The 24,736-nt window shown below is 51.3% G+C and carries 20 protein-coding genes; 17 read left to right on the top strand and 3 right to left on the bottom strand.

The window, feature by feature from the left end; genetic code table 11:
• Positions 1–61 precede the first annotated feature (61 nt).
• From NDA01_RS06290 to NDA01_RS06260, 7 genes are all read left to right on the top strand, one after another.
• The gene (locus tag NDA01_RS06290) at positions 62–1,582 is read left to right on the top strand and encodes an S-layer homology domain-containing protein (protein WP_348227257.1); all 1,521 of its coding nucleotides are present in this window, start codon (positions 62–64) and stop codon (positions 1,580–1,582) included.
• Between the two features lie 216 nt (positions 1,583–1,798).
• Positions 1,799–2,263 (top strand): CBS domain-containing protein, encoded by a 465-nt coding sequence (locus NDA01_RS06285; RefSeq protein WP_190550974.1) that lies wholly within the window; start codon positions 1,799–1,801, stop codon positions 2,261–2,263.
• Between the two features lie 84 nt (positions 2,264–2,347).
• Complete coding sequence (gene nblB / locus NDA01_RS06280; RefSeq protein WP_190551040.1) at positions 2,348–3,013, top strand: phycobilisome degradation protein NblB; 666 nt, start codon at positions 2,348–2,350, stop codon at positions 3,011–3,013.
• Between the two features lie 740 nt (positions 3,014–3,753).
• Positions 3,754–4,437, top strand: coding sequence for a PEP-CTERM sorting domain-containing protein (locus tag NDA01_RS06275; RefSeq protein WP_190431123.1), 684 nt, complete (start codon positions 3,754–3,756; stop codon positions 4,435–4,437).
• 127 nt (positions 4,438–4,564) lie between these two features.
• A complete protein-coding gene (locus NDA01_RS06270; RefSeq protein WP_348227256.1) occupies positions 4,565–5,821 on the top strand; it encodes a glycosyltransferase in 1,257 nt (418 codons plus the stop codon).
• 386 nt (positions 5,822–6,207) lie between these two features.
• The gene (locus NDA01_RS06265; RefSeq protein WP_190431125.1) at positions 6,208–6,657 is read left to right on the top strand and encodes an ATP-binding protein; all 450 of its coding nucleotides are present in this window, start codon (positions 6,208–6,210) and stop codon (positions 6,655–6,657) included.
• 161 nt (positions 6,658–6,818) lie between these two features.
• Entirely contained in the window at positions 6,819–7,091 is a 273-nt protein-coding gene (locus NDA01_RS06260) for a hypothetical protein (protein WP_190550979.1), read from the top strand.
• A gap of 45 nt (positions 7,092–7,136) precedes the next feature.
• Here the strand turns inward: NDA01_RS06260 and NDA01_RS06255 are convergent, their stop codons facing one another.
• Complete coding sequence (locus NDA01_RS06255; protein WP_190550981.1) at positions 7,137–7,481, bottom strand: DUF6439 family protein; 345 nt, start codon at positions 7,479–7,481, stop codon at positions 7,137–7,139.
• Positions 7,482–7,542: 61 nt separating this feature from the next.
• Between NDA01_RS06255 and NDA01_RS06250 the strand changes: the two genes are divergently transcribed.
• The 7 genes from NDA01_RS06250 to NDA01_RS06220 all read left to right on the top strand — a co-directional run bounded on the left by NDA01_RS06250 (position 7,543) and on the right by NDA01_RS06220 (position 18,202).
• Positions 7,543–7,968 (top strand): sll0565 family protein, encoded by a 426-nt coding sequence (locus tag NDA01_RS06250; protein ID WP_348227255.1) that lies wholly within the window; start codon positions 7,543–7,545, stop codon positions 7,966–7,968.
• Between the two features lie 22 nt (positions 7,969–7,990).
• The gene (gene asnS / locus NDA01_RS06245) at positions 7,991–9,385 is read left to right on the top strand and encodes an asparagine--tRNA ligase (protein ID WP_431193329.1); all 1,395 of its coding nucleotides are present in this window, start codon (positions 7,991–7,993) and stop codon (positions 9,383–9,385) included.
• Positions 9,386–9,617: 232 nt separating this feature from the next.
• Positions 9,618–11,129: a DASH family cryptochrome gene (locus NDA01_RS06240; protein ID WP_348227254.1), complete on the top strand. Its 1,512-nt coding sequence runs from the start codon at positions 9,618–9,620 to the stop codon at positions 11,127–11,129.
• Positions 11,130–11,506: 377 nt separating this feature from the next.
• Complete coding sequence (locus tag NDA01_RS06235; RefSeq protein ID WP_348227253.1) at positions 11,507–12,067, top strand: sugar O-acetyltransferase; 561 nt, start codon at positions 11,507–11,509, stop codon at positions 12,065–12,067.
• 118 nt (positions 12,068–12,185) lie between these two features.
• Complete coding sequence (locus NDA01_RS06230; protein ID WP_348227252.1) at positions 12,186–13,166, top strand: lysophospholipid acyltransferase family protein; 981 nt, start codon at positions 12,186–12,188, stop codon at positions 13,164–13,166.
• A gap of 26 nt (positions 13,167–13,192) precedes the next feature.
• On the top strand, positions 13,193–14,620 hold the full coding sequence (locus tag NDA01_RS06225) for an amidase (protein WP_348227251.1): 1,428 nt from the start codon (positions 13,193–13,195) through the stop codon (positions 14,618–14,620).
• A 12-nt stretch (positions 14,621–14,632) separates the two neighbouring features.
• Positions 14,633–18,202, top strand: coding sequence for a CHASE domain-containing protein (locus NDA01_RS06220; RefSeq protein WP_348227250.1), 3,570 nt, complete (start codon positions 14,633–14,635; stop codon positions 18,200–18,202).
• Here NDA01_RS06220 and NDA01_RS06215 read toward each other — a convergent pair.
• Both NDA01_RS06215 and NDA01_RS06210 read right to left on the bottom strand, forming a co-directional pair.
• The gene (locus NDA01_RS06215) at positions 18,199–18,600 is read right to left on the bottom strand and encodes a hypothetical protein (protein ID WP_348227249.1); all 402 of its coding nucleotides are present in this window, start codon (positions 18,598–18,600) and stop codon (positions 18,199–18,201) included. The two genes, NDA01_RS06220 and NDA01_RS06215, sit on opposite strands and share 4 nt — an antisense overlap.
• A 174-nt stretch (positions 18,601–18,774) precedes the next feature.
• Positions 18,775–19,356, bottom strand: a complete 582-nt coding sequence (locus tag NDA01_RS06210; protein ID WP_348227248.1) for a PadR family transcriptional regulator — start codon at positions 19,354–19,356, stop codon at positions 18,775–18,777.
• A gap of 113 nt (positions 19,357–19,469) precedes the next feature.
• Here NDA01_RS06210 and NDA01_RS06205 point away from each other — a divergent pair, with 113 nt between their 5' ends.
• From NDA01_RS06205 to NDA01_RS06195, 3 genes are all read left to right on the top strand, one after another.
• Entirely contained in the window at positions 19,470–20,894 is a 1,425-nt protein-coding gene (locus NDA01_RS06205; RefSeq protein ID WP_348227247.1) for an efflux RND transporter periplasmic adaptor subunit, read from the top strand.
• Positions 20,894–24,202 (top strand): efflux RND transporter permease subunit, encoded by a 3,309-nt coding sequence (locus NDA01_RS06200; protein ID WP_348227246.1) that lies wholly within the window; start codon positions 20,894–20,896, stop codon positions 24,200–24,202. The genes NDA01_RS06205 and NDA01_RS06200 overlap by 1 nt, the downstream gene beginning before the upstream one ends.
• Positions 24,203–24,273: 71 nt before the next feature.
• Entirely contained in the window at positions 24,274–24,723 is a 450-nt protein-coding gene (locus NDA01_RS06195) for a DoxX family protein (RefSeq protein WP_190556577.1), read from the top strand.
• The last annotated feature ends 13 nt before the right edge of the window (positions 24,724–24,736 follow it).

The raw sequence follows: 24,736 nt of genomic DNA, 5'->3' as shown, positions 1-24,736 counted from the left end.
CAATTCCTGGTTGGGACCAATCTGCGCTAGCGTAGAATTGATGTTCACTGTTTAGTTTGCTGTGCTACCCAATCGACGCCCCACTGTACGGGCTGGCTTGGCTGCCTCGCTGCTCGTTGTCTTAACGGCTTGTGCCAACAGCTCCACAGGTAATGTTTTCAAGGACTCTCTAGCGGCTGATTCTAAGTTGCGAGAGAGTACTGGCAATGTGGGGCAACCAAGGGGTGATGGGCAAACTGCAACGAATGCCAGCCGACCCGCTGACTTTCCGGCGGAAATTCCGATTTATCCAGAGTCGCAATTGCAGGACATTGTTCCAGTCGCTAGTCCAGCTCCTTCCAGTCCTACCCCGACAGACGCTGCAACGAATGCCACTGCCAACCCAACGGAGAAGACGACTGGGCAAGCCCAATGGACCAGCGGTGATCCGAGTAACTTTGTACAAAGCTTTTATTTACAGCAGTTGCAAACCAATGGTTGGCAATTGGTAAGTCAGGCGACCCAAGATTTGCCTGCTACCTTGGTGGCACGGCGGAATGACTTACAAATCACAGTGGCGATTGGAGCCACGGCAACTTTTGCCTTGCCTACTCCCAGCGATCGCCCTGATACTGCTAGTCCTGATACTGCTAGCCCTGCCCCTAGCTCAACCCCCATCCCTAGTAGTTCATCCACCAGCACTGTATTCACAATTGATTACGCCTACGAAAATGGCAGTGTTTCGTCTCAAGCGGTTAACCCCAATTCTGAGGCTCCCCAACCCGGTGATTCGGAGTTTGTCGGTCCCGTTCTAGAGGGAGCCACTGCATCAGGTACAACCAGCCCAGCCATATCCACACCTGTTACGGCGAATCCTCAAGGGTTCACCGACCTCGATAAAGCCCCGAAAGAACTGCGGTCTTACCTCAAAGATCTGGCACAGTTAGGAGTTTTACCCCTCCGCTCTAGCGACACCAAAAGCGCCGCTGCCAATCGCTCAACCCTGTTTGAGCCAAACAAAATCATTACTCGCCGTGAGTATGCCCGCTGGCTAGTTACAGCCAACAACCGCATTTATAGCGATCGCTCTGGGCAACAAGTTCGTTTGGGTTCTAGTGGTACCAAGCCTATATTTCAAGATGTGCCGAAAACTAACCCAGATTTTGAAGTGATTCAAGGGCTAGCTGAAGCAGGTATTATTCCGAGTCCCTTGTCCGGTGAGGCGACTGTGGTCAGCTTTCGGCCCGATGCTCCATTGACGCGCGAAGTCATGTTGTTGTGGAAGTTGCCGCTCGATACCCGCCAAGCTCTGCCCGCTGCTTCTTTGGATGCAGTGAAAGAAACTTGGGGCTTTCAAGATGCTGGGAAAATTGATCCGAAAGCGCTGCGAGCGGTCTTGGCTGATTTTCAAAATGGGGATTTGGCCAATATTCGTCGAGCTTTGGGATATACCACGCTCTTTCAACCCAAAAAATCAGTGACGCGAGCAGAAGCCGCTGCTACCCTTTGGTACTTTGGCTCTCAGGGAGAAGGGTTGTCGGCGCTGGAGTTATTGCAAAGTCCGTCAGGGGTGACTGCGTCGCCTCGCCCAGCTGGTCCTTAAAGGATGGCTCATTGTTTTAAGCCTAAGTCCTGAAGGGTTTGTGAGAGCTGCATCCTCAGGGGGTGGGGCTCTCACAAACCCCAACCGGATAATTATTTAGGACAGCTACAGCTCCTTCTATAAATCTCAGGAAAATAAATCTCCTTAAAACTCCTTCGGTTGATCCCCAGAATTGCCTAGAATGAGGCCAGAGCCCTATTAGGAGAGGCATTTGCTATGCCCAAAACTGTTGCGGAAGTCATGAGCCGCAATCCCATCACCGTTAAGCCTGAAACCCCGCTTCAGGAAGTGGTTCAGATTTTGGCAGAGCGACGAATCAGTGGCCTACCAGTCGTTGATCAGTCCGACAAGTTAATCGGTGTTGTTTCCGAAACAGATTTGATGTGGCAGGAAACTGGAGCCACCCCCCCTGCCTACATCATGATTTTAGATAGTGTGATCTATTTAGAAAATCCATCCCGTTACGAGCGGGACTTACATAAAGCCCTGGGTCAAACTGTGGGGGAAGTGATGAGTCGCGACCCGGTGACGACAAATCCCGATCAACCACTGCAAGAGGCCGCTCGTTTAATGCACGAGCGTAGTATTCATCGCCTGCCTGTTTTAGATGCCACAGGTCAGGTCATTGGGATTTTAACGCGGGGTGACATTGTCCGAGCGATGGCTGCCCACCAAGATTAACAAAACCAATTGCTTGAAAACATTGATAGATCAGGCACCTAATGCCGCGATCGCCATTTCCATACCAAAAGCGAGATTATCAACATGAGTATTACGCCCGAATCTGTGCAAGCTTTACTGCACTCAGAAGACTTTGGCGATCGCCTGCGAGGGGTGAATCAACTCCGCCAGCTGGAGCCTGCTACGGCCTTTGAACTGATTCAAACCGCAGTAGCAGATAGTAGTGCAAGAGTTCGCTACGCGGCGGTCAGCCAGCTTTCCTCCCTGGGCCACCACGATCTAGCTCAAACCGCAACGATTTTGCGCGATCGCTTACACAATGACCCGGAGCCTGACGTGCAAGCTGCCGCTGCTGACTCCTTGGGAGCCTTGAAACTACAGGATGCGCTGGAAGATCTACAGCAACTTTATCAACAAACCCCAGAGTGGTTGGTGCAGTTCAGTATCATTGCGGCCCTGGGAGAACTCGGTGATCCCCGTGGTTTTGAGTTGTTAGAAACGGCCCTGACTTCTGAGAATGAATTGGTTGAAATGGCCGCGATCGGTTCGCTTGGGGAATTAGGCGATCGCCGCGCTATTCCTTTGTTGGTGTCCTATGCCTCTCATCCTGACTGGCAAGTCCGCCATCGGTTGGTGCAAGCTTTAGGACGACTCGGTGGAGCCGAAGCGCAGTCAGCGTTGACAACGTTAGCTCAAGACCAAGTGCCGCAAGTAGCTCAGGAAGCCCAAGAAACCTTGCAATCTGTCTAAAGAAACTGTATCAAGCGACTGCGAAGCGGACATGGGTTTTCCTTAAAGTTCAGCTAGTAGGAACAATTTGTCGTCCAGCTAAGTCCATAATATTGGGCAAGGCGAATTACCCATTGCTGAGCCCAGACTAAATTTTAGAAATATGGCATTAAGCTAAGCCCACCCTAGTCATAGGGCGGGTTTTATTTTGTCAAAAAACATGCTTCTTGCCTGCGTGTTATCACCACAATAGTTCGAGCTTAAATTGATTGGAATTAACCCAATCATGAAGGTACTCATTAAATTCTCTACAGCTGAGTACCCTCTAACTTAAAGAATGAGTGAAGATTGCCCTGCCACGATGGTACTTCCCACTAGCCGTGTATAGAGTAGTTACGGCAGGGTCAAGCAAAAGATAGTTCCATTCAGGTAGGTAGTCGTTTTAACACTTAGCTTCTAGTCGCTAAAACTGTTGAAACTTAGTGTAGTTCCTGGTCTGAATTACGCGATCGCTACAGTAACCTGGCTGGAAAAGGATGAATTCCTACATCCAGTCTTCCGACTCAGTTCTCAAGCCAGGCTCTAGGCCGTTCGGCCCTTAGCATCTACCGCCCCATCCGATGCACGTATCGTGTGGTCCTTATCAGTCTGACTTCAGGACTCCAGCTTGTTTCAGCTAGGAGCTCAAAAAATTCAAAGGTAATTAGTACCACCTTAGAAAGGCTTTTGCCTACGTCACGCATTACTTACGGAGACACAACATGAATCCTTGCAAATCTTTAGTAGCTGTAGCTGCTATTTCTACCCTAATGAGTGTTTCTGCTCCTGCACAAGCTTTTAGCTTCGCGGGTGCTACCTCTAATACAGACGGGAGTTTCTCCTTCGCCAACACGACTAATGTTCAGTTTGACTTCTTTGCATCTCATGGTGCATATCAATCTGATTTCAATGTCTATGACTCCAGCAAAAAGTTCGTGACAACCTTATTCACAGAGCTTCAGGCCAAAGACCCAGGTAGCAGCAACAAGAACGATGCGAAAGGAACCTGTCCTTTATCCGTACAGCCTTGCCAAACTACCTTTACATTCGCTAAAGGTGTCAGCTACTTCCTTGGCTTGACTGCCAAGGGAGCCAAAACTGTCTATACAGATTCTGCTGAAACCTCCTTCAATTTCGTCAGCGGTAGTGAAACCTTTGATTACTACACAAACTTCAAGGGTAATGGCTCCGACTTGAGTCAACGAACCAAGAAAACCATCACTGCTGCACCAGGAACTACCTTGATTGCTGTAAATGATTCTTGGAAAGGGGACAGAGATTATAACGACTTTATCGTGACTGCGGAATCTGTACCTGAACCAGGCACAATTGGTGCATTGCTAGGAGTCGGTGCGCTTGGTTTCATGGGTCGTCGTCGCAAAGCAGGTGCAGCTGAGAAAGCGTAAATAAGCCGCAATTAACAACCTGAGAAAAAGGTGAGCAGCTAGAAAAACTGTTCACCTTTTTTTACTATGGTTTACATAAAAATCGCTGCAATCGCAATTAGTAGCCAGGACTTAGCAATTACCAACTATGATTGTTAACCCAAACTTCAGGGATCTACATGGGTTACGCCGTAAGTTGAATCATGCGACCTTGGACGACACTGTGAAGCAGCCTCACTTTTATTTGCTCTTTCCCAACATTTTTGGCTACATGGGTGGCATTCAAGTTTACTCTGCAGTGCTACTTCGGGCGTTGCAGGAGTTATATCCAGAAGCTGAATATGATGTGTTTCTAAAATATGACCGCTCTGACAAAGTTAACCTTCAAAACTTGGAGTTTTTGCCTCAGACTCGGTTTCACTACTTTGGGCAATCTCATGGCGATCGCAATCTCTGGCGACGGTATGGGATGGCGAGCCTAGCAGCAGCCAAAATGGTTGGCTTAGGACTTTGGCAGCGCCCGACCCTGATTTTGACAACCCACTTAGATTTTTACAGCGTGGTCTTTGATTGGTTTAAGCGTCTGACGGGGGTACCGTACGGCGTGGTTTTACATGGCTTGGAAGCTTGGAATGTTGAGAACGCAGCGCTCAAGGCTGTGCTCCAGCGAGCTGACCAAGTGATGGCAGTCAGCCACTACACGCGCGATCGCTTGTTACGCGAACAGTCTCTGCCGTCAGATCATGTAACTGTGTTGCCCAACGCCTTTGATGCTAGCCGCTTTAAAATTGCGCCTAAACCAAACTATTTACTAGAGCGTTACGGTTTAACTCCTGATCAACCCGTGATTTTAACTGTCTCTCGCCTTGATCAAAATACTGGCTACAAGGGGTACAACCAAATTATTCAAGCATTGGTAGAAATTCGGCATCACATCCCCAATGCCCACTACGTGCTAGCTGGTAAGGGGAACAATGTGCCTTACATAGAAGCATTAGTGCACCAGCTCAATCTTCAAGATTGTGTCACCCTAACCGGATTTGTGCCCGAGTCAGAACTTTGCGATCACTACAATCTTTGTGATGTGTTTGCCTTACCAAGCCGTGGAGAAGGGTTTGGCATTGTTTACTTAGAGGCTTTAGCTTGCGGCAAACCAGTTCTGGCCGGAAACCAAGACGGAGCCGTTGATCCCCTCCTCAATGGGGAAATAGGCTGCTTGGTCGATCCCGATGATGTAGAGGCGATCGCGAAAAATCTCACACAGATCCTCCAGGGAACTCACCCTAATTCTTTGCTGGGCCAGCCAGAAATTCTCCGTCGAAAAACCATTGAGAATTTTGAGTTTGCACAATTTCGCCGCATCTTATCTCAATCATTACAGTCCTTGCAACTACCGCAAATCTAGACTTGCAGCTCGCGATGCCTCTTCCGAATGAACTGGCACGAGCTCAAATTAGGCTCCTGACTATATTTTTGAGTGAGGTTTCGGTACAATGTTAATAGTAGATTAATAATTCTAAAAACTTAAAAAGCCTGAGAAGCGTTGTCCTTCATGCAACGTAGATTGAGCTATAGAAAGTTAACTTGTTCCAGTCTTGATCTAGTGAGTAACTTCTGTAATAAGTTTCAGTAATTACCGTAGTGTTAGGCTGGCGACTTCCTTCTAGTGTTTAAAGGCATGACACTAACCAACTCAAGCTTGAGTGAAAGAAGGTTACTAGGTTATTCTCAGGGTGATCGCTTAACAAACCAATGTTTGTTTATCCACCTGAAAACTACGGGGTTTTTTAAGTGATTTCGGTTTCACTTCGGCCTGTAGGGCGCAATTGGGGCACAGTTAGCTTTGCTTCTACCCTTTATCTCTATCCAGTTCTAGATTTACTGCTTGCAGAGGTTCCAGCTCAGTGGCAAGCAGAGCTTAGGCTAGGGCTACAAGAAGCACTAGTGAACGCGGCGAAGCATGGGAACAAACTAGACCCTAGTAAGACAGTTCTAGTTCGCTTCTCTGTAGTGGAAAATCAGTACTGGTGGGTGATTTCAGATCAGGGATCAGGGTTCGCGCCTCCTACCTCTTGTAGCTCTGGTTGTTCAGAACACCTACCTCACAACGAGAAAGAATGTGGTCGGGGTCTGTACATTCTTTACCAAGTGTTTGACCGAGTGCAATGGAACGCCTCTGGGACTGAGTTAAGACTGTGCAAAGAGGTGAGTAATCGTTTCAAGTTGCCTCTGGTTCGCTAATAATTTTGGCTTTTATATCCAATGTCCTCATTTGGGGCATTCTAGGTGAGATGCCACTCACTCAAGCAGCATCTTCAGTAATGTAGGCTACTATTTTTGAGTGATCAGGCACTCGTGCTCCTAAAACTCAGTCACTGGTGTCAGGATTCTCGTTGAACAATATGGTTAAAACTGTGAAGCGATCGCACAACTGGTTATCTCGCTCGAAAAATCTCGATTTATTCTTGTTGGCTGGTTGCTCCTGCCTCTTGACCCTGATTTATCAGCCAGTCGGCGAAGCGTTTTCTAGCTCTGGAGCGATCGTGAAAGGTACAACTTCGGTAGCGACTACAGCTATTGTGGAAACTCAATCACGGGGATCAAGCGCAATTCAATTGACATTGCCAGAGCGAAAGCTTGATCCCAGTCAGGACGCGGAAGCTGATCAGAGTTAAAACATTTTCCCTAAAGCTTGCTCAGGTGCTTCAGCCTGCAGAAGTTCAAACTTCGGGAGTAGGGCTAGGTGATGGGCTGGCTTGACGGTGGCCATGCGTCGGACACGGAGGCGCAGACACAGAACGATCGAGCCATCCAGCGGCTTGGCGGAGACGCGGTAAAGCTTCTTCCGGCTGATCTTTGAGCAGAAAAACTAAAGCGGCGGCGGCTTGTTCGCTAGCACGCACTTTCCGGTTAGACTTTAGCCGATGCCAGTCCATGTCTGTTAAGGTCAAGCGAGCTGCTAGGGCTTGGGCAAGTTCGAGAGTGCTCAATTCTTGCAGATGTGCGGTCTGAGGGGCAGTGAGACCTTGAGCGATCGCTGCTGGTTTGGAAGTTGCATCCGGCATAAGCAAGTCCTAAAGGCGTGTGAGCTGGGTTGGCATCTAACCTTACTTTACTATTGTTGTCATGAAGCTACCGCCCGAATCATCATCGCCTTCACCGCCTGAACCGGATGCCGAATTGACTCATGCTGATGAATCTTCAGTGACTTTCGACCAAGAGTTTGCGGAGGCGGTACAGGAACTAGAGCGATCGCTGCAATCTCTCAAAGAACGTTACACTCAAATTCAGGACGACCAATCCCGTCAGAACAATCTGCAACAGCGTTTGGACCAAGTGCAACGTGACTTGCGACAGACGCGATCGCAGGAAGTACGCCAAGAACTCCAAGCAGAACTTAAGCAAATTCGGCAGCAGTTAGATGCTTTGGAGGTCGCCCTAGAAAGCCAGTTACTCTCCTGGAACACCTTGAAGGATGTTTTTTGGCAAGCGGTGCGTTTTGGTGGTTTGGGCGTTGTTGTAGGCTGGATTTTGAAGTCCTGTGCCAATTAGCCCCCGATTTTAGTGTTTAACGATGATAGCGACACGACGGATTGCAGAAGTATTGCGCAGCGGTGAACCCAATGAAGCGATCGCCGTTCAGGGTTGGGTGCGAACTAAGCGAGAGTTGAAGGGCTTTGCCTTCGTGGAAGTCAATGATGGCTCTGCTTTAGCTAGTTTACAAGCGGTGCTGAACCAAGACTTGCCCAACTATGCGGAAGTGCTGAAGCAGGCAAACACGGGTGCCTCGATCGAGATTTCTGGAGTTTTAGTTCCCTCTCAGGGCAAGGGACAGCGAATTGAGCTGCAAGCGCAATCGGTAACGGTTTACGGAGGAGCCGATCCAGAAAGCTTTCCTCTACAGAAAAAGCGGCATTCGTTTGAGTTTCTGCGCACGATTGGTCATCTGCGTCCCCGCACGAACACCCTAGGGGCTGTGTTTCGGGTGCGGAATGCTTGTGCCGCTGCGATCCACGAATTCTTCCAAGAGCGGGGCTTTTTGTGGGTCCATACCCCTGTGATCACGGCCAGTGACTGTGAAGGAGCGGGGGAAATGTTTGCGGTCACGAACCTGAACCTGAAGCAGGTGCCGCTAACGGACGCGAAAGAAATTGATTACAGCCAAGACTTTTTCGGGAGACCTGCCTACTTGACGGTGAGTGGGCAGCTCGAAGCCGAAATCATGGCAATGGCATTCAGTAATGTCTATACGTTTGGACCGACGTTTCGGGCTGAGAACTCTAACACTTCCCGCCACTTGGCAGAGTTCTGGATGGTGGAGCCAGAGATGGCTTTCTGTGACCTAGACGGTGATATGGATTTGGCGGAGGCGTTCCTGAAACACATCTTCAAGACGGTGTTGGAGCGCTGTCCGGAGGATATGGAATTTTTCAATCAGCGGATTGATGATACAGTGCTGGCGACGGCGGATAACATCATCAATAACCAGTTTGAGCGGCTGACCTATACCGACGCGATCGCCCTACTGGAGAAATGCGATCGTAAGTTTGAGTACCCTGTGGAGTGGGGTCTAGATTTGCAGTCGGAACATGAGCGCTACTTGGCGGAAGAAGTGTTCAAGAAGCCTGTAATTTTAACCGACTACCCGACTCAAATTAAGGCGTTCTACATGCGCCTAAGTGATGATGAGAAAACGGTGCGGGCGATGGATATTCTGGCTCCCAAGATTGGGGAGATTATCGGCGGTTCGCAACGGGAAGAACGTTTAGATGTGTTGGAGCGGCGGATTCAAGCGCAGGGGTTAGACCCAGAGATTTATTGGTGGTATCTGGATTTGCGTCGCTATGGAACGGTGCCGCACGCAGGCTTTGGTTTGGGGTTTGAGCGGTTGGTGCAGTTTATGACGGGGATGACGAATATTCGAGATGTGATTCCGTTCCCGCGTACGCCTTTGAGTGCTGATTTTTAGTTGTTGGGGCTAAATCCGAGCCTTGGGGGCACTCGCCCCCAAACCCCCGCTGAGGGACGGCTGCGTCCCCCAGACCCCCTCCAGAAGTAACCCTTACTCTCTTCAGTTCCTCTTGTGGATGCTAGTCAGAGCTATGTTTACCTATGCTTTAATCTGGTTCCCCCAAGCTTGGGGGGTAGGGGGGCTTGTTTAAGCTTTATCTATTTAAGAAATTGGGCTGGAACGATTGATTGTGGCTGAAAAACGAGTTTTGATTTGGTATCGCAATGATTTGCGGCTCCATGACCATGAGCCTCTGCATGAAGCGCTGCAGGCTGGGGCTGAGGTGGTTCCTTTTTATTGTTTTGATGCTCGGCAGTTTGATCAAACCTCGTTTGGTTTTCCAAAGACGGGGGCGTTTCGGGCGCAGTTTCTGTTGGAGGCGATCGCAGATTTACGGGAAAGCTTGCGATCGCTCGGCAGTGACTTGATTATCCAGCAGGGGTTGCCTGAGGTGCTCATTCCAGAACTAGTCAAGCAACTGCAAATCTCAGCAGTTTACTGTCATGGTGAGGTTACGTCTGAGGAGAGGGCGATCGAAACGGCATTAAAAACTGCACTAGGACCTTTAGGGGTGGAGCTGAAGACTTTTTGGGGTCAAACGCTTTACCATCGCGATAATTTGCCGTTTGAGATTGCTGAGCTACCGGAGCTGTTTACCAACTTCCGGAAGCAGGTAGAAAAATATGCCAATGTCGATCCCACGTTGCCGAAGCCTCAGAAGTTGCCTTCTTTGCCCGACGTAGAGGTGGGTGAGTTGCCGCAACTGGCAGATTTGGGTTTGGAGCTGCCTGTTGTGGATGAACGTGCGGTGGTGCAGTTCAAAGGTGGGGAAACGGCAGGACTGGCAAGGCTGCATGAATATGTTTGGCAGCGCGATCGCCTCAAAACCTATAAGGAGACGCGCAATGGCATGTTGGGGGCAGACTATTCGTCGAAGTTTTCACCTTGGCTGTCGCTGGGTTGTTTGTCGCCGCGTTACATCTATGAGCAAGTGCAGGAATATGAGTCCCAGCGGATTAAGAATGATTCAACTTACTGGCTGATTTTTGAACTACTGTGGCGCGATTATTTCCGGTTTGTTTGTGCTAAGCATGGCGATCGTGTGTTCTATGGCTCTGGCTTGCAAGGGCTGGCGATCGCTTGGAAAGATGACCCGGAGCGTTTTGAGCTGTGGCGGCAAGGGCAAACGGGTTTTCCGCTGGTGGATGCCAATATGCGAGAGCTGGCGGCAACGGGATTTATGTCGAATCGCGGTCGTCAAAATGTCGCGAGCTTCTTGACGAAGAATTTGGGCATTGATTGGCGAATCGGTGCGGAGTATTTCGAGTCGATGCTGATTGACTACGATGTGTGCAGCAATTGGGGCAACTGGAACTATACGGCTGGTGTGGGCAATGATGCCCGTGGCTTCCGCTTTTTCAATATTCTCAAGCAGTCGAAAGATTACGACCCACAGGGTGAATATGTGAAGCACTGGCTACCAGAGCTAGCCAATATTCCTGCTGCGAAAGTACATGAACCATGGAAACTGCAACCTGTCGAACAACAGCGCTTCAACGTCAGAATTGGTGTGGATTATCCGCGTCCAGTAGTGGATCTATTCAAGTCTGCTGAAGCGAATGAGAAAATCTATAACGCTGCTACTCCCCAGAATCAGCGCCCGATTTCTAAGCGCAGCGGTAAAACGGCCCGACTCCGGTAATTGGTGCTACCACTAGCAGCAGAGGGTTGTAGAAAAATGGGTAAGGCCAGGACGAGCAAGCCAACTAAGAAGAGATAGGCTGCTAGGTCAAAGATGGTAAATCCTTGGGAACTACGTGTTCTAGTCTGAGAAAGCCCTCTAGTCTGAAAGCGTCTATTCATCGGTAGTTTGCCCTGTGGAGGTGGCGGAGGAGATGCTTGTAGTGTGCCCAATTGCAGTCTCCTGTTCTCGCTTCATCCACCTTGCTGATCAGCAAATCAGGACAAAGGCGATCGCCTGTGGGAAAGAGTTAATAGCTGCGATCGCTGAAGCCAGATGCTAGGTTAGCGGTGAACTCAACGGCAAGTGAGTTTTGGCGGTTAGGCTAGGAGGGGCAGATGAAAAGCGAAAAGGACAAGATGCTGAGTAGTGAGCTTTATGACCCGCTCGACCCTCAACTTTGCGCTGAACGCCGTCGGGCTCGCCTGTTAATCAAGACGCTCAATGATTCCCGCGATGACCAATCGGAGGAACGTCGCCGCATCATCCAAGAGCTGTTCAAAACCACAGGGGAAGAGGTTTGGATTGAACCACCGTTCTTCTGCGACTATGGCAGCAACATGACGCTGGGCAGCAAAGTTTTCTTTAATTTCAACTGCGTCGTTTTAGACGTTGCCGAAGTTTTGATTGGTAGCAATGTCATGTTTGGGCCTGCGGTGCAAATCTACACAGCGACTCATCCTCTCAGTGCCAGCGATCGCCGTACAGGTTTGGAACTGGCTAAGCCAATAGAGATCGGCTCAGATGTCTGGGTGGGGGGTGGTGTCTTGATCCTTCCCGGCGTAAGGATTGGCGCTGGTTCGGTTATTGGGGCAGGCAGTGTAGTTACGAAGGACATTCCAGAGGGAGTGCTTGCAGTAGGCAATCCTTGCCGCGTCATTCGTGAGGTGAAGGATTAGATTTGGGTAGAGAGCGATCGCCTCTAATAGTGACGAAATTAAAGCATTGTGGAGTGATTCGGTCAGGGTAAAATTTTCGCCCTATACTGGCTAGACATTCTCAGGTGAGATTGGGAGCATGAGCAGTCCCCCTTCTGAGCAGCCAACTTTTGAGGTGGTGAGTAAATCGCAATCGGATGAGCCAGGAGCGATTCAAGGGCTACCTGAGTTAACGCCAGCGGTGGTGCAGCGCGTAGAGGAGGGGCTTGCTGCGGCTCGCGATCGCGCAGTTCGAGCCAGTATCCAATCAGCGCTAGATGAGACAGAGGCGATCGCGAGAGGGCAGTTTGAGCGACCCATATCGGGCAAGTTTCGGCAAACTGTGTTGCGATCGCTGATTCACGGTTTGTTTCAGGTGCAGGTAGAGTATCCGGAGCGGATTCCCCAAGGGCCAGTGTTACTTGCCGCTAATCATCTCAATCACATTGACCCATTCTTGCTGCTCTCGGAGGTTCCGGGTGAGCCATACTATCACATCTTGGCGGATGCTCGAACGCTGTATGACAAGTGGTGGAAGCGGCAGGTGTTGCGGCAGGCGCGGGGGGTGATTCCGGTCGAGCGGCGGTGGCGAGAGGAAACTGTGGTGATCGAAGCGGCCAAACGCGATCGCCCCGATTTGGCTGAGCTAGCAGCGGCTTTGGAGCAGGATGTTCCGGCGGGGAATGCGATCGCGGCTTTGCGGCAAATTGATCGGGCGGTGCAAGCAATTTTTGCTCACGGTGATGGCATTATCCTGTTTCCGGAGGGGGGATTGGGCACGCTAGAAGGACAATTGCGTTTACCCTTAAAACGGGGGACGGTCATTTATGCGCTGCGAGCAGGGGTGCCCATTGTGCCAGTCGCGTTAATCGGCACCAAAGACCTCTATTTTCGTAAAACTTTAACGGTCAGGTTTGGTGAACCGCTGCATTTTCCTGCCTCCCATCGCCCCAAACCTCAAGAAGCCCAAGCCGCCATAGACGCATTGCAAGCGGCCTTGCTGCAACTGCTGCCCCTAGATTATCAGGAACCTAACGGGGTGAAGCTGTTCCGCAAATCTCTGAATCACTTGTTTTGGTAAAGTATCGCGATCGCTGGAAGAAAACTATGGATCGAACTGACTTAGCCTTTACCCCCGCTGTTGAGCAAGCACAACTGATTCGTGCCAAAACAGTGTCGCCATTAGAACTAGCCGAGCTGTATCTGGAGCGGATTCAGCGGCTAGATAGTCAGCTTGGCAGTTATTTCACGGTCACGGCAGAGCAGGTGATCGCAGATGCCAAAGCCAAAACAGAGATTCTTGCTCAGAACCACGATGTTGATGCACTGCCACCATTTTTTGGGGTGCCGATTTCAATTAAAGATTTAAGTGCGGTGCTGGGGGTGCGTTGTACCTATGGCACTCCCGTGATGAAGGACAATATCGCCAACTATGAAGATGGCGTGGTGACGCGGATCAAGCAGGCAGGCTTTGTGATCCTGGGCAAAACCGCAACGTCTGAGCTGGGTTCTTTTCCTTACACGGAACCTCTAGGATTTCCTCCCGCTCGAAACCCTTGGGATTTGGACTACACGCCCGGTGGGTCTAGCGGTGGGGCAGCAGCGGCAGTGGCGGCAGGGTTGTGTGCGATCGCCCAAGGCTCTGATGGTGGTGGTTCGATTCGAGGGCCAGCGGCCTGTTGTGGGTTGGTGGGCATTAAGCCTTCTAGAGGCCGAATTAGCTATGCACCCGTAGGCGATCGCTTGAGTGGGCTTGCCACCAATGGCCCTTTGGCCCGCACCGTCACAGACGCGGCAGCCCTGCTAGATGTGATGTCCGGTTACACCACAGGTGATCCTTATTGGCTCCCAGACCCGAATCCTTCTTTTCTCAAGGTGGCAGAGCAAGCCAAAGCTACGGCTGGGCAACCTGTACCACCGCTCCGAATTGCGTTCTCGACTGCGGTGCAACCGATTGGAGAAGCTGACCCCGGTTGTCAGCAAGCCGTTTTGGCTACAGTGAAGCTGTTAGAAACGATGGGGCATCAGGTTGAACCAGGTTGTCCTGACTTTGCGGATCTGGTAGAGCCGTTTACAGTGGTTTGGCGAGCGGGGGTGGCAGCATCTGGAATTCCAGGGGAGTATCTGCAACTGATGAATCGCTGGATGCTAGAGCAGTCTGGTTCTTGTGGGGAATATCTGCAAGCGGTGGGGATGATGCAGACGATCGCCCGTCGCATTGTGGCCTTCTTCGATACCTATGATGCGCTGGTGCTACCCGTCTTTCTGCACCCCACGATTCGGGTGGGAGAATGGGCTGACTTAGGCCCCGCCGAAACCTTGCAGAAAATTACCAATTGGGTCGCTCCTTCGCCGCCATTTAATGCCAGTGGTCAACCTGCGATCGCCATTCCAACCGGATTTGATCCGCGAGGCTTGCCTATGGGAGTGCAAATTGTCGGTCGTCCTGCGGCTGAATCTACCTTGATTGCTTTGGCGGCTCAGATTGAAGCCTTACAGCCTTGGAGCGATCGCCGTCCTCGCTTCGCTCTTTGAGTCAGCGCCAACATGAAATTGAGATTGCCTTGGCCACCTGTTCGGCCCCGTCGTACTTGGACCCCCTATCTCGTTTTGGGGGGAGCATTGCTACTAACCACCGTTGCGACTGCTTACGTGGCGACTGTGGCGCGAGCCAAAGACCAAATACGATTCGAGAATGCAGTTCAGCGGACTGAAGATGCAATTCAAAATCGTTTAGAAACCTACATCGCCCTACTACGCTCCAGTAGTGGATTGTTTGCTGTCAATGAGCGCCTTACCTCAGCCCAATTTCGCACTTATGTAAAACAGGTAGAACTAGGGCGGCGTTATCCAGGCACTCAAGGGATTGGGTTCTCGGTACGGCTGAGGGCAGACGACAAGGATGCTTTTATTGGTGAGATGCGACAGCAGGGCTTTACTAACTTTGCCATTCAACCAGACTTTCCGCGAGCCGAGTACCACGCCATTATTTACTTAGAACCCTTCGACCAGCGCAATCGAGCAGCCCTCGGGTTTGATATGTTTACAGAACCAGTGCGGCGGGCAGCGATGGAGCAGGCTCGCGATACTGGAGCTGCGGCAGCTTCGGGTCGAGTGACTCTCTTACAAGAGATTGAGCAAAATAAGCAAGCAGGTTTTTTGATCTATGTACCGCTGTATCGTACGGGGGATACTCCTGGTACGGTCGCCGGGCGGCGGTCAGCTTTGCAAGGCTTCGTCTACAGTCCTTTCCGAGCCGATGACCTGATGGCAGGTATCTTCGGCAATGAACAATATCCAGCGGTTGAGTTCCAAATTTATGACGGATCTGATCGAAACCCACAAAACTTGCTGCACCGCTCGGATCGATTGCGGGTTCACCAACGCTTGCCTTACCGTCCTCGGTTCACTACATCCAGGGCGATCGCCATTGCGGGTCGAGCTTGGCACATCACTTTCACCTCTAGCCCAGAGTTTGAACTAGCTTCTAGCAAGAGCTTCGTACCCTACATTGCCTTGAGTGGAATTGGGTTGAGTTTGGCGCTGTTTTGGGTGACGCGATCGCAAGTACAGGCTCGGTCTGTCGCTGAGCGATCGCTGGCGGAGTTGTACCAGTCAGAACAAGCGCTGCGCCAAAGTGAAGAGCGCTTCCGGACACTAATTGAGCAATCGCCTTGGAGTACCCAAATTTTTGCCCCCGATGGTCGCACGATTCAGGTGAACCAGGCTTGGGAAGAACTGTGGGGCATCACGCTAGAGCAGTTGGGTGACTACAATGTTTTGGCCGATCAGCAATTGGTCGAGAAAGGCCTCATGCCCTATCTTCAACAGGGATTCGCCGGAGTCGCCACCGCCATCCCAGCGGTCTTGTATGACTTGGAAGCTACGCTACCCGGAGTCGGTTCGCGCTCAGACTCTCAGTGTTGGGTGAGAGCCTTTATCTACCCCGTGAAAGATAAGCTGGGCCGCCCGCGTGAGGTAGTACTCATGCATGAGGATATTACTGAACAAAAACAAATAGAAACTGCTCTCAGAAATAGCGAAGGGCGCTTCCGGCGTTTATTTGAAGCAGATATTATCGGTTTGTTTTTTGCGGGGCGCACTGGCAACATCTTGGAAGCCAACCACGCCTTTCTGCAAATGGTCGGTTACACACCCGAAGACTTGTCAGCAGGTCGGCTGCGTTGGGATGCCTTGACTCCTGCTGAATATCGCTATCTAGATGAGCAGGCCATTCTAGAAGATCAGAGAGGTGGCGTTTGCTCTGCTTACGAAAAGGAATTCATTCGCAAAGATGGCAGTCGGATTCCGGTTTTGGTGGGTGGTGCCCGGCTGGAAGAAGATCCGAATGTAGGGATTACCTTTGCCTTAGATTTAACCGAGCGCAAGCGAGCAGAAGAGGCGCTACGATTCCTCGCTCAAGCTAGTACGGTTCTTGCTTCCTCTCTGGAATACGAAACTACCCTCACGAGCGTCGCTCAACTGGTGGTGCCGACTTTAGCGGATTGGTGCGGAGTAGATATTATTCAGCCCGATGGCGCGGTGCAGCAACTGGTGGTTGCCCATGTTGATCCAGCCAAAGTCGAGCTAGGACATAAACTCCGCCAGCAATATCCGCTCGATCCGAATGCTTCCACAGGTCTAGCCCAAGTGTTACGGACTGGCCATTCCGAACTTTACCCAGAAGTCACTGATGCCATGCTGGTGCAGGGGGCCCGTGATCCTCAGCATTTGGAGCTGATGCGGGAAATTGGCTTCAAATCTTTAATGATCGTGCCGTTGGTAGCGCGTGAGCAGATTCTAGGAGCTATCATCTTTGTTGCCGCTGAGTCAGGTCGGCGTTATGGTAAAGCTGACTTGGCCTTGGCGGAAGACTTGGCTCGTCGCGTGGCGATCGCGGTGGATAATGCTCGCCTCTATGCGATCGCCCAACAAGAACGCACCCAAGCCGAAAACGCCAACCGCACCAAAGACGAATTCTTAGCTACCCTGTCCCATGAGTTGCGAACCCCCTTAAATGCCATGCTGGGTTGGACGCAATTATTGCGATCGCGTCAGTTTGACGAAGCGATGGTGGCGCGGGCTTTAGAAACAGTGGAACGCAATACCCGCTCGCTGGCAACTTTGATCGAAGATATTTTGGATGTGTCCCGGATCATTACGGGTAAGTTGCGGCTGAAAGTGCGTCCGGTGGATTTGGTGGCAGTGATTGAAGCTGCGATCGAGACAGTGCGTCCTGCTGCCGATGCTAAGCAGATTCTTTTGCAATCTGTGCTGGATTCATCGGCCAGCCCGATTTCAGGAGATAGCGATCGCCTTCAGCAAATTGTCTGGAATCTTCTCTCCAATGCCATTAAGTTCACCCCGTCCGGTGGCCGAGTGCAAGTTCAGCTAGCGCGGAGCCAGGCTCAGGCGGAAATTATCATCAGTGATACAGGGCGAGGTATCAGCCCAGAATTTTTGCCTTATATTTGGGAGCGCTTCCGCCAAGCAGACAGTTCTACCACTCGCTCCTATGGTGGCTTAGGATTGGGACTGGCGATCGTGCGGCACTTGGTAGAACTGCATGGCGGAGTAGTGCAAGCCGAAAGTCTAGGCGAAGGCCAGGGAGCTACTTTTAGGGTTAAATTACCCCTGATTACGGCTCGCTTAGAATCGACCAGCCCTGAGCCAGCTTCTACGACTAGCAGCAATCTAGGTGTCTCAGAACCATCTATCGATCTGCAAGGTTTACGAGTGCTGGTGGTGGATGATGAACCCGATGCCCGCGAATTTGTCGCGACTGCTTTAGAACAATGCGGTGCGAGTGTGATTGCGGCTGCTTCTGCCACAGAAGCTTTGGCGGCCCTACAGCAGCAACGCCCAGATGTGTTGGTGAGTGACATTGGCATGCCAGAGGTTGATGGCTATACCCTGATTCATCAAGTGCGATCGCTACCAGCCGAGCAGGGAGGGCACATTCCAGCGGCGGCCTTAACTGCATATGCCAGAGAAGACGACCGAAACCGCGCGCTCCTATCTGGTTTTCAACTGCATGTCCCTAAGCCTGTGAGCCCATCCGACCTGATTGCTACGGTTGCCCACTTAGCAGGACGTACCACCCCTCACTCAACCTAGATCCACGATCGCTGCCGACTTTCCGCAACAGCTTGGCGGGTGTTGCGAGCTTGAGCCACTAAGCTTCTAGATTGGGCTACTGCTCTGGTGCATCGTATCCTAGCTCCTAAAGCAATTTCGGTATTTCGCTCCAGCGCAGTCTTGAGGCCAGCAAATCGTCCTTCTAGACCATCGACCTTCTGCCTGAGATCCAAAACATCAACTTCTAACTTCTGATCATTCGCTTTCAAGCTGGCAATCTCAGCAATCAAATGCTCGATGGTGAAAGCCAGATCCAAGTTTTGCCGCAGGGCTTCTACCACTAAATCGGCTTTGTCTACGCCAGTCATAGCCGATCGCAACTCCAGAGCCTCAAAAACTTCTGCTGGGATGTTTAGCCCTTTGAGGTTTGGATTCATAGCACAACTAGAAGGGTCATTACCCTTTCCCTCTCATGAATGAATTGAGCAAAATCAAAAAAGCAGAGTTGGTTGCTTAACAGACTCTAGGTGTGTCCTCTGTGTCAATTTCTACTAAATCACTAAATCATGAATCAGTCTATCGTGGCGGCAAATTGGGTTTTAGCGTTGGCCTTAAGAGAATTCGCTATAAGCCGTAAATCTATCTAGGCTCATGGATGCAGGCTGAGGTGGACTGTCTAAACTGTCCAGCTTTTCCTGTTGCAGTTGCAGGACTAACCACTGAATTTCATCCTGCAACACCATCTCAAATCGTTGCCCGATCGCCGCTTGGTACGGATCACTCGGCGTTGGCTCGGCTTGCTGACTTTCTAAGCGCAACCGACAAGTCATTAAGCGGTGTTTAATTAACTTCAGCCGCTCGGCTGGCTCTATGTGGCTAAAGAAGAAAACCTTGATGCAAAACCGCGATCGCGCATTCACCCAACTTTCGTGGGGGTGAGCCATCATTTCTTGCTTCCAGCGATCGCGTCCTTGAGATGTAATTTGGTAGATCTTCCGGCTGGGGCCTCCCTGACTCGCTTCCTCAGTTTGAGTCATGATGTCACCCCGGTCCTCTAGGCGTCTAAGCAAGGGATAAATCGCCCCATAGTTGACGCTAATGCAACCACTCATAAACTGCTCTAGCTGCTGTTTGAGGCGATATCCATGCAACGGTTGCTGTTGCAGAAGTCCGAGAGCGGCTAGTTCAAGCATGGGCTAATTCAAAGAATTTGCTTATAACAAATTGATATACCTAGTAAGTGTACCGAAATTTGTAAAGCAAAGTTAAAATTTCAGAAACGACGTTCGAGTGGTTCGTTCAAGTTATGCCACAGTCTGCTGACGTAAAGCCTCAAACCTCAGAACGATTTCCGCTACTGCTGGCCAGTCGAGCGTTGCTGCTGATGCTGCTGGTAACTGTATCAGGCTGCGGAATTTTCACCAAAGCAGATGCAGAAGCACCTCGGCAGCAGAACGGAGGAGCACGCGGTGGCCCAACTCCAGTGGATGTGGCGATCGCTGAAACTGGTTCCTTGCAAGAAAATTTGGAATTTACTGGGACAACTCAGCCGCTGCGGGAAGTCTCTCTGCGGGCTCAAGTGGAAGGCCAACTGCTCGATCTCCTCGTTGATGCGGGGGATACGGTGGGTAGAGGCCAGACAGTCGCCCAGTTAGATGCTTCGCTGTTGACTACTTCGGTCACAGAAGCCCAAGCGGAATTGGCTACCCGTCAGTCGGAAGTGGCTCAAGCTGAGGCAGAAGTGAATGATGCCCGGACGCAGGTCGAAGAAGCGCGACTCCAACTGCAACAAGCCCAATCCGATGCGGCGCGGCTCCAACAGTTGTTGCGCGAGGGAGCGATCGCCGCTCAGCTTGCTGAGCAAGCCCAAACTGAAGCTCGTACTGCGGCTCAAGCTCTACGCTCGGCCCAAGAACAAGTCCGCACCAGGCAACAGGCAGTGGTAGCAGCCCAGGGTCGGGTGGCCGCTCAGCGGGCTGTGGTGGCTCAAGCTAACGAGCGGCAATCTTATGCAACGCTGAGTTCCCCGGTGACAGGTGTGGTGCTGAAGCGAGAAATGGACCCAGGCACTTTGGTGCAACCAGGCACCGAGATTCTGCGCTTAGGTGATTTGAGCAGCGCTAAAGTCATCGTCAACGTCGCAGATAAGCAACTCGGCACCATTCGCCAAGGTCAAGACGTGCGGGTGAGCCTAGATGCGTTTCCCAATCAAGTCTTGAGCGGGGAAGTAACTCGGATTACGCCTGTGGCAAATGCTCTTTACGTCCCGATTGAAGTTACGATTCCCAACGAGAATGGTCGTGTGGGTAGTGGGCTATTTGCGCGAGTGAGTTTTGTGCAGGGGCGATCGCAACGGGTCGTAGTGCCAGAATCGGCCATTCAGTCAGAGCGAGGTCAGCGAGACCAGCAAGGTCAGCAACAGCGCAATAACGCCACTAGTAATGCCACTTTATTTGTCGTGGATGGCAATACCCAAGAACCCAAAGCCGTGGCTCGCTCTGTCACCTTAGGCCAGCAAGCCAACGGCAAAGTGGAAGTCTTGTCTGGCTTGCGAGCAGGGGAAGAGTTTGTGGCTCGCAGTGGCCGACCGCTGAAAGATGGTGCTCCAGTGCGTCTGAGCATCCTCTCGGAAACTCAACCTGGCCAAACTCAAAAACCGACTCAACCCACTCAAACCACCCAGCCTACCCGAACGACTCAACCTAATCCAAACCAAGGGAAACAGCGGTAATGCAAGCTCCTCAACCCAAAGGCTTTAGCGTCAGTGCGATCGCGATTCGTCAGCATATCGGTACCCTGATGCTGACCCTAGCCGTGATTGTGGTGGGAATTTTCTTTCTGACGACGCTGCAAGTTGATCTGCTGCCCTCCATTACCTATCCCCGGATTGGGGTGCGGGTAGATGCGCCGGGAGTTTCTCCAGAAGTGGCTGTCGATGAAGTCACCAAGCCCCTAGAGGAAGCGCTTTCAGCTACCGAGGGAGTAGTTCAGGTCTATTCGCAAACGCGGGAAGGACAGGTGAGCTTAGACCTGTTCTTTCAACCAGGCGGTGATATTGACCAAGCTCTGAATGAAGCCACGGCTGCCTTCAACCGAGCTAGGGGGCGTTTGCCAGAGACGGTAGAGGAGCCGCGCCTGTTTAAGGTTGATCCGTCGCAATTACCTGTTTATGAGTTTGCTTTAACTTCGCCTTCCCGTGAAAGTGTGGAATTGCGCGTGTTTGCTGATGAAGAGCTAGCCCGTGAGTTAGGCGTTGTCCCTGGGGTTGCTTCTGTCGATGTCTCCGGTGGTGTGGCCGAAGAAGTTCGAGTCAACATCGATCTCAACCGTCTGCAAGCGTCTGGTGTGGGGCTGACAGATGTGTTGAATACCCTGCGCGATCGCAACGTCGATGTCGCTGGAGGCCGTATTCTAGGCTCGAGTGTAGAACCGCTGACCCGCACCGTGGGCCGATTTCAAGATGCCAACGAAATTGCTAATTTGTCATTTGAAACGAGAGGCAGCAGCTCCGCTACGAACCAAGCAACTAGTAGCGGAGCCACACAAGGGGAGAACAGTGCTTCCTCTGCAAGTTCTCCTCTGACTAGTCGGGTTTACTTGCGAGACTTTGCTGAGATTATTGACGGTAATGAAGAACAGCGTGTATTTGTGGCGCTGAATGGCCAGCCTGCCGTTAAAGTCAGCGTTCAAAAGCAGCCCGATGCCAACACAGTTGCAGTGGTAGATGGTGTCAAAAAAAGGCTGGAAGCCCTCAAGCAGTCTGGTTTGATTCCAGAAGACTTAGAGATCCGTCCAACCTTAGATGAGTCGCGCTTTATTCGTAACTCCATCTCTGATGTGACAGGTTCCGGGATAGCAGGCGCAGGTTTAGCAGCTCTCTCAGTTCTGGTGTTTTTAGGTTCATTACGACAGACATTCATTATCTCCCTCACGATTCCTTTGTGTGCCTTGGCGGCGGCGATCGTGATGAAGCTGTCTGGTTTCTCCCTCAACGTCTTTAGTCTAGGGGGGCTCGCCATTAGTATTGGCCAAGCGGTGGATACCTCTGTGGTCATTTTGGAGAACATTAATAAGCGAGTCGCAGAATCAAGGCAAAGTGCAGGCGAGGGAACTGAAACTGAATATTCGACCCAAGCCGCGAATGAAATCGTTGAGGAGAGTAGCCGAGAAGTTGAGTCTTCCTTGGTGGCAGCGACTGGAGCTAACTTAGTGTCGGTCCTGCCATTTGTCCTGATTGGCGGTTTTGTCTCCTTACTCTTCAACGAATTAATTCTCACCATTTGCTTTGCGGTAGTTGCTTCTCTCGTCGTTGCCGTCACAGTGGTGCCGATGCTCTCGGCGCGACTGCTGATGCTGCCTTGGTCGAGTCATGTCGATCGCTTTTGGATATTGCGGAAATTTAACGAACGCTTCGACTCAGCCACTCGTAGCTACGCTAATACTTTAGCCAAAGTGGTGCGTCACCGATTGGTCGTGGTTGCGATCGTCATTGTCGTTTTAGGCGGCGGCAGCTTATGGATGGCGGGTCAAATTTCTCAAGAAATTCTGCCGCGCATCAGCACAGGTCAAGCCAACTTATCGGCTCAGTTTCCCCCAGGCACACCGCTAGAAACCAGTCAGAAGGTGATGACCAGAGTCGATCAAATTCTGCTGGAGCAGCCTGAGACAGATTATGCCTTCACGACCGTCGGTGGCTCTTTGTTTGGCAGCAACACGAGTGCCAACCCGCTCCGAGCTACCAGCACAGTTACACTCAAGCCTGGCAGCGATGTTGAAGCTTATGTAGCCCGAGTCAGCAAAGAGTTTGACAAACTCAATCTGGCTGGGATTCGACTGCGACTGAATCCTGGCCAAGTGCGAGGCATTGTGCTGAATAACTCTCCGGTGCGGGGGGCAGAAATTGATGTAATTCTACAAGGCCCGAATGCTCAACAACTGAGCCAAGCTGGACGCCAAGCGTTGCAAGCTTTGGATGATCGCGTTGCCCTCGCCAGCTTCCGACCCGATGCAGATGAACGCCAACCCGAAGTACAGATTCGCCCAGATTGGGAACGTCTGGCTACTGTCGGTTTAACGACTCAAGATATTGGTGACACCATCCAAACTGCCCTAGAAGGCTCAGTACCCACGCAACTCCAGCGAGGCAACCGCTTAGTGGATGTGCGAGTGGAACTCAATCAGGCAGCAATCCAGCAAGCCTCTGAATTGGCTCAACTTCCCTTGTTTGTTGAAGATAGCCGCCGGATTCGACTTGGTGATGTAGCTCGGATTGAAGAAGGTCAAGCACCCGGTGAAATTCAGCGCATTAACCAGCGGCAAGTATTTATCATTGCAGGCAGCTTGAATGAGGGAGCTAGTCTGGGCGCAGCCCTGGAGGAAGTCAATGCAGTCCTGGCTGGAATTGAGCTACCCGAAGGAGTATCAGTGTTGCCTAGCTCTGCGGCAGAGTCGAGTCGTCAGTTGCAAGATTCTCTGAAGACCCTGGGTGGGCTGGCTGCGTTTCTGGTCTTTGTGGTCATGGCGGTGCAGTATAACTCCCTGATTGATCCGTTGGTGATCATGCTGACGGTGCCGTTGGCGCTAGCAGGTGGCATTTTAGGTCTGTACGTCACCAAAACCGCGATCGGAGCCACAGTCGTAGTAGGAGCCGTTTTGCTCGTGGGGATTGTGGTCAACAACGCCATCATCATGGTGGAACTAGCCAATCAGATTCGAGAAGAGGAGGGTTGCGATCGCCGTACCGCCATTCTCACAGCTGCTCCTCAACGTTTACGTCCGATTATGATGACCACTGTTACCACCGTTCTAGGCTTGTTTCCCCTCGCACTGGGAATTGGAGAAGGGTCAGAATTTTTGCAGCCTCTAGGGATCGTGGTTTTCTTTGGGATGTCCCTTGCCACAGTGCTCACTTTATTTATCATTCCCTGCTTCTACACCTTGCTCCATGATTGGCATGGTGGCTTCGGACGCAAACGGCGCTTAGCTCCTCAACCCATTCCTGTGGAAGTACCCCCTCCTACAGTTTCCGGGCGACGCTAAAAGCTAACTCTTGGTAGACGCAGAACGGAGAAGCGATCGCTATCTTTGGGCTAGCGTTTCCTAGAGTTTCTATGCCCTCTGCCTCTCAATCCCGTTATCGCCGCAAAGAAATCCTTCGGGGTATCTTTGCGGTTTGTCTGATCATCGTTGGCATCAGCCACTTCGTCAGACCAGAGCAATACGCCCGCATCGTACCGCCACCGTTTCCCCCCTTCGCCTCCGTCTACATCAGTGGCGTTTTTGAGATTCTGGGGGGCATTGGCTTAATGATTCCCTTCGTTAGTGTGGCAGCAGCTTGGGGCTTAATTTCCCTGTTTATTGCGGTGTTCCCTGCCAATATCTACATGACGTTGCACAACATCAAAATTGATGGGATTCCGCAAAACCAAGCTCTTTACTGGGCTAGGCTTCCTCTCCAAGCTGTGCTGATTGCCTGGGCCTACTGGTACACCCGTAACCCAGAAACCCAAGCAGGAAGTGACTTAATCCCTAATTCCTTCCCCGAAGCGAAGACGCACTAATTTAGTAAACAAT

Source organism: Trichocoleus desertorum AS-A10, from assembly GCF_039962155.1.
Classification (GTDB): domain Bacteria; phylum Cyanobacteriota; class Cyanobacteriia; order FACHB-46; family FACHB-46; genus Trichocoleus.
Note: the sequence above shows the minus strand (reverse complement) of the source record. Positions and strands in the feature narration are given on the sequence as shown.